The organism is Cryobacterium sp. MP_3.1 (assembly GCF_035984795.1).
GTDB classification, from domain to species: domain Bacteria; phylum Actinomycetota; class Actinomycetes; order Actinomycetales; family Microbacteriaceae; genus Cryobacterium; species Cryobacterium zongtaii.
Map to the genome: position 1 here is coordinate 1 of NZ_JAXCHV010000076.1, position 1,237 is coordinate 1,237.

Here is a 1,237-nt window from a genome sequence, read left to right on the forward strand (position 1 = left end):
CCCCTTGGGTTCAAAGGGTCGTTGCAACACCTGAGTGATTGAGGTGTTGGCGATGAATGGTTCGGCAGGGTTTCCGCGTGAGGTTCGCCGCCGGTTCTGGGAGGAGCTCAGAGCCGGCGGCACGGTCACGGATGCGTCCGCGCGGGCGGGTGTGAATCGGTCGACGGCGGCGAACTGGGTCAGCCAAGCTGGCGGAGTGATCCCGCCGCGAGTCAGCCCATCGGTCCGTTTGACGTTTCTGGATCGAGAGGAGATCTGGTTTCGGCATTCGAAGGGCGAGAGCATGCGCTCGATCGCTGCCGGGCTCGGGAGGGCCCCGTCGACGATCAGCCGAGAACTACGGGCTGGAATGACCCGGCGCGGGTATCGGCCGTCGTTTGCCGAGCAAGGCTCTCGTGATCGAGCGAGGAGGCCCCGCGGCGGGAAGCTGGCTCACAACGACCGGTTGCGCGAATACGTGCAGACTGGGTTGAGCGCCGAACACAGCCCGGAACAGATCAGTCTGCGGCTGCGGCGGGACTTCCCCGATGAGCTGGAGATGCGGGTGTCGCACGAGACGATCTACCAGGCCCTCTATGTTCAGGGCCGCGGCCAGCTGCGCCGCGAACTAGCCACGGCGCTGCGCACCGGCCGAACTCTGCGCAAGTCTCAGGGTCGGCAACAGCCCGGTTCACGCATCCGCGACATGGTTTTGATCACCGACCGGCCGGCCGAAGTTGAAGATCGCGCGGTTCCCGGCCATTGGGAAGGCGATCTCATCGTCGGAGCCGGGAACGCGTCAGCGATTGGAACACTCGTCGAGCGGGCGACGGGGTACGTGATGTTGCTGCATCTGCCCGAGAAGCACGGCGCGATCGAGGTTCGCGACCAGATGATCAACGCCATCGAGAAGATGCCAGCAGAGCTGCGCAAAACAGTGACCTGGGATCAAGGGATCGAGATGGCAAAGCACCGAGACATCAGCATCGCCACCGGCATCGACATCTACTTCTGCGATCCGCACTCGCCCTGGCAGCGCGGTACGAACGAGAACACCAACGGCCTGCTCCGCCAGTACTTTCCCAAGGGCACCGACCTCTCCGGCTACCACCCCGAATACCTCGAATTAGTCGCCGACAAGCTCAACGACCGGCCACGAAAACGACTCGACGCAGCCACCCCGAGAGAGGCCCTCCATCAGCTACTCTCGGACCTAGAAAACGGCAGTGTTGCATCGACCGGTTGAATCCACCCCCGG

The 1,237-nt window shown here is 63.7% G+C and carries 1 protein-coding gene; it reads left to right on the plus strand.

What is annotated here, in order from left to right:
* Positions 1 to 52 precede the first annotated feature (52 nt).
* Positions 53 to 1,225, plus strand: coding sequence for an IS30 family transposase (locus RCH12_RS18495; RefSeq protein ID WP_442784600.1), 1,173 nt, complete (start codon positions 53 to 55; stop codon positions 1,223 to 1,225).
* The last annotated feature ends 12 nt before the right edge of the window (positions 1,226 to 1,237 follow it).